The organism is Streptomyces sp. NPDC033270 (assembly GCF_055576575.1).
In genome coordinates this window covers 75,443-88,342 of the sequence record NZ_JBVIRA010000015.1, presented here as the reverse complement: position 1 = coordinate 88,342, position 12,900 = coordinate 75,443, and the positions used below count along the sequence as shown (strand labels likewise).

Genomic DNA, 12,900 nt, shown 5'->3' with positions numbered 1-12,900 from the left:
TCCCTGCGCTTCACGTGCCCGGCTGTCGGGCCGGGGAACAGTCTGGCGCGTAGAGAAGGGCCAGGTCATGACCGTGGCCCGCCGGTCTATCGCAGCCTCCCCACTCCCCATGGAGGGCTCCCATGAGCATGGCAACGACCGCGTCCAGCACCTCCGGTACCGCTCCCGGACCCGCGGCAGTACCCGCCGCATCCGTCCCCGACTACACCGCGCAGATCGCCGACACCACCGAACAGATCCGCGCCGCGCAGCGGCTGCGCCACCAGGTCTTCGCCGGCGAGATGGGCGCGACCCTGCACTCCCCGCTGGCCGGCCACGACATCGACGCCGTCGACGAGCTCGCCGACCACCTCATCGTCACCCGCACCGCCACCGGCGAGGTCGTCGGCACCTACCGCCTGCTGCCGCCCGGCCGCAGCCCGCGGCTGTACTCCGACGGCGAGTTCGACCTCGGGGCCCTGGAGGAGCTGCGCCCCTCCCTCATCGAGGCCGGCCGTTCCTGCGTCCACCCCGAGCACCGCAGCGGTGCGGTGATGACCCAGATGTGGGCCGCGCTGGCCCGCTACACCCTGCTCTCCGGCCACCGCTACCTGGCCGGCTGCGCCTCCGTCCCGCTCGCCGACGGCGGCACCGCCGCCGCCCACGCCTGGGAGCTGGGCCGCACCCGCCACGCCGCGCCGCCCGAGCTGCAGGTCACCCCGCACCACCCCTGGCACTCCACCGTCCCGGTACCCGACCGCCCCAGCCTGGCCCAGCTGCCCCCGCTGCTGCGCGGCTACCTCCGCATCGGTGCCTTCATCTGCGGCGCGCCCGCCCACGACCCGGAGTTCGACGTCGCCGACTTCTTCGTCGTCCTGGACATGGAACGGCTCGGCGACCGCTACCGGCGCTACTTCCTGGGGGAGCGGTGAACGGTCCCTGGGACGTCTGGTCCGACTGCACACCGGGCTGTGCGGCGCACACTCTGCCGCGGATACCGGCGACCGGCGTCGCCCGGCGCTCGGCGGTGTTCGCGCACCGGGTGCGCCGGGCGCTCACGGACGGCGAGCGGATGGCCGATCCGGTGCGGCTGCGGGCCCACGCCGGCGCGCTGCTCGACGCGCTGGGCATCCGCCTCGACAGCCCGGGGGAGGGCCCCGGCACCCTCACCTCCGGGGGCGGCCCCGGCACCCTCCTCGTCGTCAACCACATCTCCTGGCTCGACATCCCCGCCCTGCTCGCCGTCGAACCGGTCACCCTGCTCGCCAAGCGCGAGGTCGGCGGCTGGCCGGTGGTCGGCGGACTGGCCCGCAGAGCCGGTACGCACTTCATCGACCGTACGAGCCCCCGCGGGCTGCCCGGTGCCATAAGGGACCTGACCGAGCTGCTCGCCTCCGGACGGTCGGTGGCGGTCTTCCCGCAGGCCACCACCTGGTGCACCGCCGATCAGGGCACCTTCCGCAGGGCCACCTTCCAGGCCGCGCTCGACGCGGGCGCGCCGGTCCGGCCGGTGACCATCGAGTACACCCAGCGGGAACTGCCCAGCACGGTCGCCGCGTTCTGCGGCGAGGACACCTTTCTGGGCTCGCTGCGCCGGGTGCTCGCCGCCCGCGCGTTGACGATCCGCGTCACCGCGCATCCGGTGCTGACGACGGCGGGCCCGGGTGCGGGCCTGGACCGGCGGGAGTTGGCGGCGCGCGCGGCCCGGGCGGTGCTGGGCGGCCGGTCGCCGGCGGTCGCGCCGGTACGGGGCGCGGCGGCGGCGCACACGCCGGTGGCGGCCGCGGACGTCAGGGACGCCCCGGCCCATGTTTGACCAGCTCGACCAGCTCACCGAGCCGCTCCAGGGCCTGCTGGGCTCGCCCTGGCTGTGGCTGGTCGTGCTGCTGGTGTCCGCTCTCGACGCACTGCTGCCGTTCATGCCGAGCGAGACCACGGTCCTTCTGGTCGCCGTGCTCATCGGCCCCGATCTGCCGCTGCTCGCCCTGCTGGCGGGCGTCGCGGGGGCCGGGGCGCTGGCGGGCGACTGCCTGGGCTACGCGGTGGGGCGCTACGCCGGCCCCCGTGCCACCGCCCGGCTGCTCCGCGGCGCACGCGGCCGCGCCCGGCACGCCAGGGCCCGCGCGATGGTCGAGCGGCACGCGGCCCTGCTCGTCGTCGCCGGCCGCTTCGTGCCCGGTGGCCGCGTGGTCTCCGCGCTGTCCACCGGCAGCGTCCACTTCCCGCTGCGCCGCTTCGTGCTGCTGGACGCGGTGGGCGCGGGCGTCTGGGCGCTGTGCAGCGCGGCCCTCGGCGGCCTGGGCGGCGCGGCGGTCACCGACTCCCCGGCCAGGGCGATGCTGCTGGCCTCTGGAATCGGACTGCTGGTGGCGGGCGGTGTGGGGTGTCTGCACCGGCGCGGCTCGGGTGCCCTCCCGCTCCCGAAGGAGCGGGCGGACACGCCCTAGAGGGCCTCAGACGCTCGGCACGTACTTGTAGCCGACCCGGCGCACCGTCACGATCGACGCCCGGTGCCGGGCGCCCAACTTGCGGCGCAGCCGGGCGACATGGACATCGACGGTGCGGCCGTCGCCGACGTGGCCGTACCCCCACACCGTGGTCACCAGCTGGTCGCGGGTGTGCACCCGGTGCGGATGGGCGACCAGATGCGCCAGCAGCTCGAATTCGAGGTACGTCAGATCCAGCGGCCGGCCCTGGACGTACGCGGTGCGCTGCTCGGGGTCGATCCGCACGATCTCGTCGCCGGTCGGCGCGGCCGGGGGTTCGACGGCCGGCTGCGCGGCGGCCTGCTCGGCGGGTACCAGGACCAGGTACCCGACCATCGGGGGCCGGCCGGGCAGCGCGGGCACGCTGTGCTGGGGCGCCGGGATCCAGGTCGCGCCGGAGTCCAGCAGTTCGGCGACCGACTGGACACCGTGGTGCGGGGCGACGGCGGGCGAGGGGAGGGCCTCGTCGGGTGTCACCGCGCGCAGTCGGTGGCGGTGCGGGGTGGTGGTGCGGGGGGAATCGGGAGCCGTCGCGGAGTTGGCGGTCAGGGTACGGACGTTCGTCATCGGGAGTCAGCTCTTTCGCGCAGAGGGGCGTCGGGGACGTCGTGCGCGCGGGCAGGGCTGGGGACGCCGGTGAAGCGGCGTCGATGAGGCGTGTGCGGGCCCGCGCTCAGTGTGCGCGGCAACACAGAAGGTCGAAGGCGTGCGCCTGCCGGGACGGCCAGAAGGGCTCGAGGTCGCTGCGACCCGTCGCGCTGTCTGTAAGGCTGGCCATGGCCTTATTGAACCAGACGGTCGGTGATCTGTCCCTCGTCCGGGTGCCGGTGTGACGTGATTCCGCCGCGCCCGGCCCGCGCGGGCGGCGGGACCGGGGGCGACGCGGATCCGACTCGACTTCCTCGCCATGGAGTTGGGGAGCAGGGGGCCACGGGGGCCGATGGCCAAAAAGTGCTGGTCCGGCTCAGGCGGTGGCGTCCCGTCCCGCTCCCGCCCGTATGCCGCACCCCGCCACCACGCCGAGCGCTATCGCCGCCAGATGCCCGGCGTCGGTGAACGTCCGGCCGCGCCGGAGTACGGGGCGGATGCCCAGCGCCAGCAGCCCGGCGGTCGCCGCGGCCCGGGCGCCGCGGTGCGGGACGCTCGCGGCCAGGGCGCCCAGCGTGGCGTTGAAGCCGTAGCTGGCCCCGACGTCGACGGCCTGCGCGGTCGCGTCCGGCGGGGTCGTGCGCACCCGGCCGCGCAGCCCCGCGTAGACCAGCAGGCTGGCGCCCGTGTGCCCGGCCGCGAACACGGCCGCCGCGCCCCCCGGGCCCCAGCGGGTCTCGGCCGTCCCCAGGGCGGCGAGCAGCGCGGCGGCGTACGGGACCGGCAGCGGCTCCTCGACGAGGCCCGCGCTGGTGACCAGCGTCTCCCAGCGGCCGGCCCGCAGATTGGCCACATTGGTGGAGTGGCGGCGCAGCAACCGGGTGCGCCGCCCTTCGGGCAGCCGCGCGGTGGCGTGTGCGCCGAGCTGCACGGCGCCGACGTAGAGCGGCGCGAGCCAGGGCATGCGGAGGGTCATCTCAGGCCCCCACCGGCAGCCGCTTGCGCCAGTCCAGCGGGGCGACCTCGATGACCCGGTCCGGATCGCCCTCCCAGCGCACCGGCAGCCCCGCCGCGCCGAGCGCCGCGGCCACCGTCCGCCCGATCGCGGCGCGTTCGTCCGCCGCGGCCGTGCCCGCCGGGGCCCGGCCCGATGCCTCCCCGGAGTCCGCGTAGGCGCCGTAGCGGACCGCCAGCCCATGGCCCGCCGCGGCCGCCTCGGTGTCCTGGTGGTGGAAGAAGACGAAGCCCCGGTCGCCCTCGGCGCGTTCGGCGGCGATCTCGCCGAGCCCGCAGCCGCTGCAGCAGGTGAAGTCCATCCGGGCCGTCAGCCCCTGGGCCCCCAGTGCGGCGAAGGCCTGCGCGACCCGGTCCGCGTCGGTGACCTCGGGCCAGTCGGCCTGCTCGGTCAGCCGCTCCTCCCACAGGCCCGCGACGATGCGCCGTGCCTCGTCCAGCGAGACCGGGGTGTCCTCGGGGTCGAAGGCGTCGCAGACGCTCTGCGCGACCTCGTGGAAGGGCCGGAAGCCGGACCGGATGCCCTTGCGGGCCTGCTCCTCGGCGGCCGCTCGGGTCTTTGGGGCCAGTCCGGGCGTGGAGTACAGGTCCGCGGGCTGCCAGTCCAACGCCGTACGCCACGACTCCCCGCCGCGCGCCCAGTCCACGAAGACCTCGGCGACCCGCTGGGCGTCGCCGGTCCGTGCGGTGAAGTGCCGCTCGGGCGCGCCGTCGCGGTGTTCCACCTGGAAGGGCCCGTCGCCGTCCCGCCAGGTCTGCACATACACCTGGTCCTCGGCCGGCAGCCGCTCGGCGACCACGAAGTGGTCGCCGTCGCCGCCGATCCGCCGCAGCAGCCCTGCCAGCTCGGCTGCCGTGGGGCGTGAACGGTCCGCCCCGGTCTCGGTCTCGACGCTGATCGCAAGCATGTCCCCAGCCTGCCAGCCGCCACTGACAACCGGCCGTGGCCCGGCGCGGGAAGCGGCGCCGGGCACGCGAAAGGGCCGGGCCCCTCGGCCCGGCCCCTTCCCGCGCGTGCGTTCCGCCTGCCTCGACTCTGCCCGCGCGGCCTGCTCGCTCAGATCTGCTCGCGTCGCGCCAGTTCCGTGCAGCAGGTGTCCACGATCAGCCGGGTGACCACGTACGGGTCGACGTTGGCGTTCGGCCGACGGTCCTCGATGTAGCCCTTCTTCTCCACCTCGACCTGCCACGGGATGCGCACCGAGGCGCCGCGGTCGGAGGCGCCGTAGCTGTACTGGTCCCACGGGGCGGTCTCGTGCGCGCCGGTCAGCCGGTCCTCGATGCCGGTGCCGTACTGGCGCACGTGCTCCAGCGGCTTGTCGCCCTCGCCCAGCGCCTCACAGGCGGTGATGATCGCGTCGTAGCCCTCGCGCATCGCGCGGGTGGAGAAGTTGGTGTGCGCACCCGCGCCGTTCCAGTCGCCCTTGGCCGGCTTGGCCTCCAGCGACGCGGTGACGCCGTACTCCTCCGCCACGCGGTGCAGCAGCCAGCGCGCCACCCACATGTGGTCCGAGACCTCCAGCGGCGCCAGGGCGCCGACCTGGAACTCCCACTGGCCGGGCATGACCTCGGCGTTGATGCCGGACAGGCCGAGGCCGGCCGCCAGGCACAGGTCGAGGTGCTTCTCGACGATCTCCCGGCCGAAGATCTCGCCCGCGCCCACGCCGCAGTAGTAGCCGCCCTGGGGCGCCGGGAAGCCGCCCTCGGGGAAGCCGAGCGGACGGTCGCCCTTGAGGAAGGTGTACTCCTGCTCGATGCCGAAGATCGGCTCCTGGCCGGCGAACTTCTCCGCCACCGGGCGCAGCAGCGCACGGGTGTTGGAGGGGTGCGGGGTCAGGTCCGTGTGGAGCACCTCGCACAGCACCAGCAGGTGGTCGCCGCCGCGGATCGGGTCCGGGCAGCTGAACACCGGCTCCAGGACGAGGTCCGAGGAGTGGCCCTCGGCCTGGTTGGTGCTGGACCCGTCGAAGCCCCAACGCGGCAGCTCGGCACCATCCGCCAGGATCTTGGTCTTGGAACGGAGCTTGGCGGTCGGCTGGGTGCCGTCGATCCAGATGTACTCGGCCTTGATGGTCACGGGGTCCTCTTATACGGGTAGGTGCGGGTACGCGTGCGGGCGTACTGCCGCACACTCGCAACAGGCCGTTTCCCGTCCGTTGCCCATATGTGAACCGCAGGTTACTCAACCGGACATCCCGCGATTCCACGGCTTTACGTCCGGCTTTGGTCTGGTTTGCGGATGCCTTTATGCACCGCTTTGTCGCCTGCGATGTGGTGCAAAGCTCAACCGAAGTGCTTCAGCAGGCCCTGGAACCCCAGATGGTCGACGCGCCGCACCAGTTCCTGGCCGCTGATGCCCAGCGCCTGTGCCGTACGCCCCACATGCCACTCGTGGGCGGCGAGCCGGTGCAGCACATGGCCGCGCCGGACCTGCTTGTCGGAGAGCCGGAACGTCTTGAGGTAGGCGACCCGCCCCTTCCCGTCCGTGATCAGCTCGCCGATGTGCTGGGGGCGGTGCAGCGCGAACGGCGGCAGGAAGCGCGACAGGCGAAAGCGCCCCATCCGGTACACCCGCCGGACGTCGTAGGACTCGTCGAGCAGTTCGCCCGCCATCAGGCCGGCATGCTGCGCCTCCCACTCCCGGGCGCGGCGCTCGGCGGCGGACCGCAGCTCCCCGAGCGAGGTGATGTACTCCGCCGCGATCCGGGCGGTGAACTCCGGCACCGGTCCGCCGTAGAGGGCGTACTGGTACATCAGCTCGCCGTAGAGGTCCTGCAGCAGTGATGGGTGCAGCGCCCGGTAGTCGTCCGGGTGCGGCACCACGAAGGCGGCGGCCAGCGCGTCGGCGACGTACACCAGCACACCGCACTGCCCCGGATGGATCTCGAAGACCCGCAGCGCGTCATCGAGTCCGGGCACCCGCTCGCCCCGGTAGGCCCGCTCCGCACGCGGCGAGAGCCCCTCGCGCACCGCCCGCCGGGTCCACTCCTCCCACACGATCGACGGGCCGCCGAAGTGCAGCGCCAGATAGCCGTCGAGCGCCAGATGGAGCGGCAGGAAGCGCAGCCCGCCCGAAGGCCCGCCGGCCGAGGGCCCCTTGCCGTGCGCCCTGCCCCGCTTCTGGACGAGTTTGCGCGGAAAGTGCAGCGGCGCGCAGGCCACCGGGCCGCGCCCGTCGCTCAGCTGCGAGCCGTACGCGGCGGCGGGCGATCCGTCGGAGGTCCAGTCCGCCACGAAGCCGTGCGGGATGTACGAGGTGTAGGACGTGTTCCGGTCGGCCGACACGGCCACCGGGCCGCCTCCGTACAGCTCGCGGTGCAGCCGGAGATCGACGATCGGCTCGGCGCGCACCAACGGCACGAGCCGGACCGCGCCCCACACCTGGGCCGGCCGGGCGCGCAGCCCGCTCAGATCCAGGCCGCTCATGCCGGGGCCTCCTTCCGTCCCGGCTCCTCGCCCAGGAACCGCCGCACCCGCTCGTCCATATGGGCCCGCAGCTCGGCCGGCCCCGTACGGCCCTCGGCGAACCGCGCCAGCTGTACCAGCGCCGGCAGATCCTCCGCGTCGCGCACCCCGGCCGTCGGCACCGAGGCGGACAGCCGCCGTACGGCGAAGTCCTCGGCGTCGTAGACCGGGTTGAGGTGCACCACGGAGGTGCGGTGCTCCGGATCGAGCCGGGTGCGCCACACCCGGAGCACCTCACCGGCCAGGCCGGGCGGCGCGTTGTCCCACCCGTCGGAGACGATCACCAGCCGCTCCGGCGCGTCCTCCAGTGCGTCCAGCAGCCGCATCCCCAGGGGCGTCGGCCCGTAGGGGAAGGCCAGCAGCGCGTCCCGCCGCCCGGAAGTCCACCGCGGCAGATACGTCCGCGCCAGCGCCTCCAGAAGGAAGTGGCAGGCCAGCGCCGTTGCCAGCGGACGGTGCCGCTTCTGCCGCGAGCCGGTGGTGGAGAAGCTGTCGTCCAATACGGCCGCCACCCGGCCCCAGGTCCCGGCCTGCGCACCGGCCGTACGCCGGGCCGCCGCCCGCAGCGCACCGGTCAGCTCGGCGCGCCGCGCGGCCCGGTCGTCCAGCGGCAGCCCGAGGACGTACGAGGCCAGCCGGGTCAGCGGCAGCCCGCCGAGATCGAGGTCCGCCCGGGCACCGCGCGCACGGGCCGACTCCTGCGTGCGCAGCCGCTCCAGCCGCGTCATGCGCGGTGCGATGCGCTCCAGGAAGGCGCGGCGGCCGATGCCGTGCGCCGCCGCGAAGCCCTCGGCGACGGTGAACGGCAGCTCGTACACCGCGCCCTGCTCGTAGTGCGCCCGGCGCCAGGCGTCCAGCAGCGGGGTGGCGAAGTGCTTGCGGCGGTCCGGCGCGAAGAGGAAGTCGCCCAGCTCGCCGCCGGTGCCCGCCAGGCCGTCCAGCGGCAGATGGGCGTGGCGCGCCGCGCCCTTGAGGCCGCTCCGGTACTTCACGGCGTCCAGGGCCGCATCCGGGCGCGCCGCGAGCCAGTCGCGCAGGATCGCGCGGGTGCGGCGGTTGTTGACCTTGGCGGTGCGCAGCGCGCGGAACAGGCGGTACACGCGCGGTGCGGGCAGCCGCGCCAGCCGGGCCGCGATCAGCCGCCCCTCCGTGCGCCGCTCCTCGACGCTCGCCTCGCCCGCGGTCCGCAGCAGCTCCCGCACGATCAGCGCCGCGTTGTGGTCGTTGATGTCCAGCGCGAGCGAAGCGGCGTACAGGGGGCGGTAGTTGACGCGTACGTACGCGTGCAGGAAGTCCAGCGACAGCTGCTGCGCACCGGCGGCGGAGTGGAATTCGCGCTGCCCGGTGGAGGTGATCGCGGCGTTGACGAACAGCAGCACGTCCTCGGCCGCCACCAGATCCGGGCCGCTCGCCACCCCGTCCCCCCCCCGTCAGTCGGATGCCGGCCGGGGAATGGGGGCACGAGCAGCGAATCGTTGCTTTGCAGAGCAGGTCCGGAAGTCGCACCGGAGTCCCGCGGCCGGCTGGTGCAACGTAACACCGCCCGGGCGTACGGGCATACGGATTACCCGCCGGGGCCACGGGCGCCGGCTGCGCGCGCCGCGCCGCACCCCGCGGGACACTGGCCCCATGACGACCCTGCGCATCGGACTCCTCGGCACCGGCCCCTGGGCGCGCAGCGTCCACGCCCCCGTCCTCGCCGCGCACCCCGGCGTCGAGCTCACCGGTGTCTGGGGGCGCAGAGCGGAGGCCGCGGCCGCGCTGGCCCAGGCCCACGGCTCCCACCCCTACGAGACCCCCGGCGAGCTGTTCGCCGCCTGCGACGCGGTGTCGATCGCCCTGCCGCCGTCCGTCCAGGCCCCGTTGGCGGTGCGCGCCGCCGAGGCCGGCTGCCACCTGCTGCTGGACAAGCCGGTCGCCACCTCCGTGCCCGAGGCCCGGGCCGCCGCCGACGCCGCCGACCGCGCCGGAGTCGCCTCGGTGGTCTTCTTCACCGCGCGCTTCGGCGCGGAGGAGGGTGAGTGGATCGCCGCCCAGGCGGCCGCCGGCGGCTGGTTCACCGCGCACGCCGACTGGCTCGCCCCGGTCTTCGTCGAGGACACCACCAGCCCGTACGCCCGCTCGCCGTGGCGCCGCGAGAAGGGCGGCCTGTGGGACATCGGCCCGCATGCGCTCTCCGTACTCCTCGCGGTCCTCGGCGACGTGGAGACGGTCACCGCCGCCCGCGGCCCGGCCGACACGGTGCTGCTGGCGATGCGTCACAGCAGCGGCGCGGCCAGCTCGGCGACGGTCGGCCTGACCGCCCCGGCCGCCGCGGCCGGCGTCGAGGTCACCCTCCGCGGCACCGCCGGCGTCGCCACCCTGCCGCGCCGCCGGCACGGCCCCGACGCGGCCTACCACCGGGCCGTCGACGCCCTGCTCGCCGCCGCCGGCACCGGCCTGCCGAACGCCTGCGACGTCCACTTCGGGCTGCGGGTCACCGAGATCCTGGCCGCGGCGGAGGGGACACTGGCACCGCTCATGCCTCTCGGGTCATGACCACATGGCGGAATTGGTCGTGGAGCGGATGAGTGATCGCGCTTAGCGTCGTGGGTGTCCGACGCACCGCCGCCGCACCGAGGAGCACCCCGCCATGCCGCCCGCCACCGCGTTCACCAGCTACGTCGACAGCATCCTGGCCACCCTCGCCCAGGACCCCTCCCGGACCGTGCTGACCGGCCCGGACAGGGAGCCCGGCGCCACCGGCACACCGGGCGGCGACGCGCGCCCCGAGGTCACCGCCGGCGCCTTACACGCCACCGTCCACCGGATGGCGGCCGTGCTGGCCGACCACGGCATCGGCCGCGGCCGCACCGTCTCCATCCTCAGCGGCAACCGCGCCGAGGCGCTCGCCGCCCGCTACGCCGTCAACCTCCTCGGCGCCCGCGTGGTCCTCCTCTACGACGGCATGGCCGCCGAGACCCTGGCCCGTGTCGTGGCGAGCGCCGAGACCGCCCTGCTCCTGGTCGACCCGGCGCTGCACGACACCGCACGCGACCTCCTCGCGCACACCGAGGGCCCGCTCCCCGCGGTCATGACCTTCGGTCCGGCGCCGTCCCCCCTCGGCCCCGACCTGACGGCCGCCTGCGCCGCCCTGCCGGCCACTCCCGCCGTCCCGAGCGCCGCCCGCCCGGAGGACGACTGGTGCATCCGGCACACCGGGGGAACGACCGGCATCCCCAAGGGAGTCCGGATGGCGCACGCCCCGTACGCCGGGATGATCGCCCAGCAGGCGGCGGCCACCGGCGAGCGCTCCCGGTTCCTCGTCTGCACCTCGCTGGCCCACCTGGCGGGCGTGCTCAGCGATGTGACGCTCGCCTCCGGCGGCAGCGTCGTACTGCACCGCGCCTTCGACCCGGCCGCCGTCCTCGCCGCCGTCGCCCACGACCGCATCAGCCACCTGTGGCTGCTGCCCCCGCTGCTGTACCGCCTCCTGGACGACCCCGCCCTCCCCACGACCGACCTCGGCTCGCTGACCGGCATCATCTACGGCGGCTGTATGGCCTCCCCGTCCCGGCTGGTGGAGGCCGCCAAGGCCTTCGGCCCGGTGCTGTACGGGATGTACGGCATGTCCGAGGCGATGTCGATCACCGCGGCCCTGCCCGCGGACCACACCCCGACCGGCCCCGGCGGCCGGATCACCGTCGGCCGGGCACTGCCCGGTGTCGAGCTGGCGATCCGTGACGCCGACGGGCGGGACCTGCCGGCGGGGGAGCAGGGCGAGGTCCACGTACGCTCCGCCGGCGTGATGTCCGGCTACTGGAAGCAGCCCGAGCTGACCGCCCGGGCGCTGACCGACGACGGCTGGCTGCGGACCGGCGACGTGGGCTGCCTGGACGACGAGGGCCGGCTCTACCTCGTCGACCGGGTCAAGGACGTGATCATCGTCGTCGGGGGCCATGTCCACCCGGCGGAGGTCGAGGACCTGCTGCACACCCACCCGGCGGTCGCCCACTGCGCCGTCTACGGGGTGCGCACGGCCGACGAGGCGGAGGAGGTGCACGCCGCGGTCGTCCCCGCCCCGGGCCACCGCGTGGACGCCGCCGCCCTGCGCGCCTTCGTCACCGAGCGCAAGGGAGCGCTCTACGCCCCCGTCGTCGTCCGGGTGGTGGACGAGATCCCGCTCACCCCCGTGGGCAAGCCCGACAAGGCCCTGCTGCGGGCCGTCGTCACCGCGCCCTGAACCGGCCCGCCCCGGCGGCCCGCAGAGCCCCTGGCCAGAGGCCCCAAATCGCCCCTGGCCAGGGGCTTTTGTCAGTGGGGGCCAGTAGAATGGGAACCAGTCAGTGAGGGTTTTTTCCACGCTCCAGGAGGTCGCCGATGGCCGCTGCCACACTCATGACGAAGCCTCTCCCGGCCCACCCGCTGCCCAAGAAGCCGCTGCCCGCCGGATGGCCGCGCGAGCGGTACGAATCCCACAACCGCCGCCTGAAGGCCATGCGTCTGGCCATAGCCCTGCTCGACACCGGCGTCTACCGCCCCGAGCAGGCCCACAACCGCAAGATCCGCAGCACCGCCGCGGAGATCGGGGTGCACAGCCCCTCCGACACGACCTGCCGCCTGGTCCGCGCCCTGATCTACGACAACTGCTGAGCCACGGCACCCGTTGAGGCACGACATCCGCTGACGGGGTCCGGCGGGCGGTTCGGGGTTCACTCCCCGGGCCGCTCGCCCGGCGTCATGTCCGCCACCTCCGCCAGCGCCTCTTCCAGCCACTGCACCCAGAACGTCTCCAGCCCGATCCCGGCCCGCAGCACCAGCCGACGCAGCCGGTCCTCCGGCTCCGTCGCGGCGCCGAAGTCGCGCCCCTCGATCTCCTCGTACTCCGCCAACTGCCGCCGGTGCAAGGCGAGATGGCGGTGCAGCTCGGCATCGAGGCCGGCGTCCCCCACCACCGCGGCCGCCCGCAGCCGCACCAGCAGCGCGTTGCGGACGGGCTTGGAGTCCTGCTCGCCGGACGCCCACGTGGTCAGCTCCGCGCGCCCCGCGGGCAGCACCTCGAACTCCTTCTTCTGCCCTCGGGACGGCTGCTTCGACGGCAGCGCCCGGATGAACCCGGCCTGCTCCAGCTTGCCCAGCTCCCGGTAGATCTGCTGATGCGTGGCCGGCCAGAAGTAGCCGATCGACCGGTCGAACCGGCGGGTCAGCTCCAGCCCCGACGACGGCTTCTCAAGCAGGGCGGTGAGGATCGCGTGCGGGAGGGACATGGGGGAATCCTAGGGTCTGGCCGATCGGTCCGGCCCTGGGGGGGGGGGGGGGGGTGCCCCCCCCCCCCCCACACCGATACAGACCCCCCCGACCCCACCCCCCCCCCCCCCCCCCTCCCCCT

General features: G+C 74.6%; 13 protein-coding genes. 6 read left to right on the top strand and 7 right to left on the bottom strand.

Annotated elements, in window-relative coordinates; all coding sequences use genetic code 11:
- The first annotated feature begins 122 nt into the window (after nt 1–122).
- The 3 genes from ACZ5XZ_RS21520 to ACZ5XZ_RS21510 are packed head-to-tail and all read left to right on the top strand — an operon-like array spanning nt 123 to nt 2,426.
- On the top strand, nt 123–911 hold the full coding sequence (locus tag ACZ5XZ_RS21520) for a GNAT family N-acetyltransferase (protein WP_468980331.1): 789 nt from the start codon (nt 123–125) through the stop codon (nt 909–911).
- Nucleotides 908–1,795 (top strand): lysophospholipid acyltransferase family protein, encoded by an 888-nt coding sequence (locus ACZ5XZ_RS21515; protein WP_468980330.1) that lies wholly within the window; start codon nt 908–910, stop codon nt 1,793–1,795. The genes ACZ5XZ_RS21520 and ACZ5XZ_RS21515 overlap by 4 nt, the downstream gene beginning before the upstream one ends.
- A complete protein-coding gene (locus tag ACZ5XZ_RS21510; protein WP_468980328.1) occupies nt 1,788–2,426 on the top strand; it encodes a DedA family protein in 639 nt (212 codons plus the stop codon). Before ACZ5XZ_RS21515 ends, ACZ5XZ_RS21510 begins: the two co-directional genes overlap by 8 nt.
- Nucleotides 2,427–2,432: 6 nt before the next feature.
- On the opposite strand, the gene ACZ5XZ_RS21505 is transcribed toward ACZ5XZ_RS21510, so the two are convergent.
- The 6 genes from ACZ5XZ_RS21505 to ACZ5XZ_RS21480 all read right to left on the bottom strand — a co-directional run bounded on the left by ACZ5XZ_RS21505 (nt 2,433) and on the right by ACZ5XZ_RS21480 (nt 8,947).
- Complete coding sequence (locus ACZ5XZ_RS21505; RefSeq protein ID WP_468980326.1) at nt 2,433–3,032, bottom strand: winged helix-turn-helix domain-containing protein; 600 nt, start codon at nt 3,030–3,032, stop codon at nt 2,433–2,435.
- A 397-nt stretch (nt 3,033–3,429) separates the two neighbouring features.
- The gene (locus ACZ5XZ_RS21500) at nt 3,430–4,029 is read right to left on the bottom strand and encodes a rhomboid-like protein (protein ID WP_468980323.1); all 600 of its coding nucleotides are present in this window, start codon (nt 4,027–4,029) and stop codon (nt 3,430–3,432) included.
- 1 nt (nt 4,030) lies between these two features.
- Nucleotides 4,031–4,975 (bottom strand): DUF6891 domain-containing protein, encoded by a 945-nt coding sequence (locus ACZ5XZ_RS21495; protein ID WP_468980321.1) that lies wholly within the window; start codon nt 4,973–4,975, stop codon nt 4,031–4,033.
- Between the two features lie 149 nt (nt 4,976–5,124).
- Nucleotides 5,125–6,144 carry a glutamine synthetase gene (glnII, locus tag ACZ5XZ_RS21490; RefSeq protein WP_468980319.1) on the bottom strand — a complete coding sequence of 340 codons (1,020 nt, stop codon included), beginning with the start codon at nt 6,142–6,144 and terminating at the stop codon, nt 5,125–5,127.
- Nucleotides 6,145–6,350: 206 nt separating this feature from the next.
- Nucleotides 6,351–7,493, bottom strand: coding sequence for an ARPP-2 domain-containing protein (locus ACZ5XZ_RS21485; RefSeq protein ID WP_468980317.1), 1,143 nt, complete (start codon nt 7,491–7,493; stop codon nt 6,351–6,353).
- Nucleotides 7,490–8,947, bottom strand: a complete 1,458-nt coding sequence (locus ACZ5XZ_RS21480; protein ID WP_468980314.1) for a hypothetical protein — start codon at nt 8,945–8,947, stop codon at nt 7,490–7,492. The genes ACZ5XZ_RS21485 and ACZ5XZ_RS21480 overlap by 4 nt, the downstream gene beginning before the upstream one ends.
- Nucleotides 8,948–9,161: 214 nt before the next feature.
- On the opposite strand from ACZ5XZ_RS21480, the gene ACZ5XZ_RS21475 reads away from it, so the two are divergent.
- The 3 genes from ACZ5XZ_RS21475 (at nt 9,162) to ACZ5XZ_RS21465 (ending at nt 12,164) form a co-directional block, all read left to right on the top strand.
- Nucleotides 9,162–10,070 carry a Gfo/Idh/MocA family protein gene (locus ACZ5XZ_RS21475; protein ID WP_468980311.1) on the top strand — a complete coding sequence of 303 codons (909 nt, stop codon included), beginning with the start codon at nt 9,162–9,164 and terminating at the stop codon, nt 10,068–10,070.
- 94 nt (nt 10,071–10,164) lie between these two features.
- Nucleotides 10,165–11,754, top strand: a complete 1,590-nt coding sequence (locus tag ACZ5XZ_RS21470) for an AMP-binding protein (protein ID WP_468980308.1) — start codon at nt 10,165–10,167, stop codon at nt 11,752–11,754.
- 137 nt (nt 11,755–11,891) lie between these two features.
- The gene (locus ACZ5XZ_RS21465; RefSeq protein ID WP_384436558.1) at nt 11,892–12,164 is read left to right on the top strand and encodes a hypothetical protein; all 273 of its coding nucleotides are present in this window, start codon (nt 11,892–11,894) and stop codon (nt 12,162–12,164) included.
- 59 nt (nt 12,165–12,223) lie between these two features.
- Here the strand turns inward: ACZ5XZ_RS21465 and ACZ5XZ_RS21460 are convergent, their stop codons facing one another.
- Entirely contained in the window at nt 12,224–12,778 is a 555-nt protein-coding gene (locus ACZ5XZ_RS21460; RefSeq protein WP_468980306.1) for a PadR family transcriptional regulator, read from the bottom strand.
- Nucleotides 12,779–12,900 lie beyond the last annotated feature (122 nt).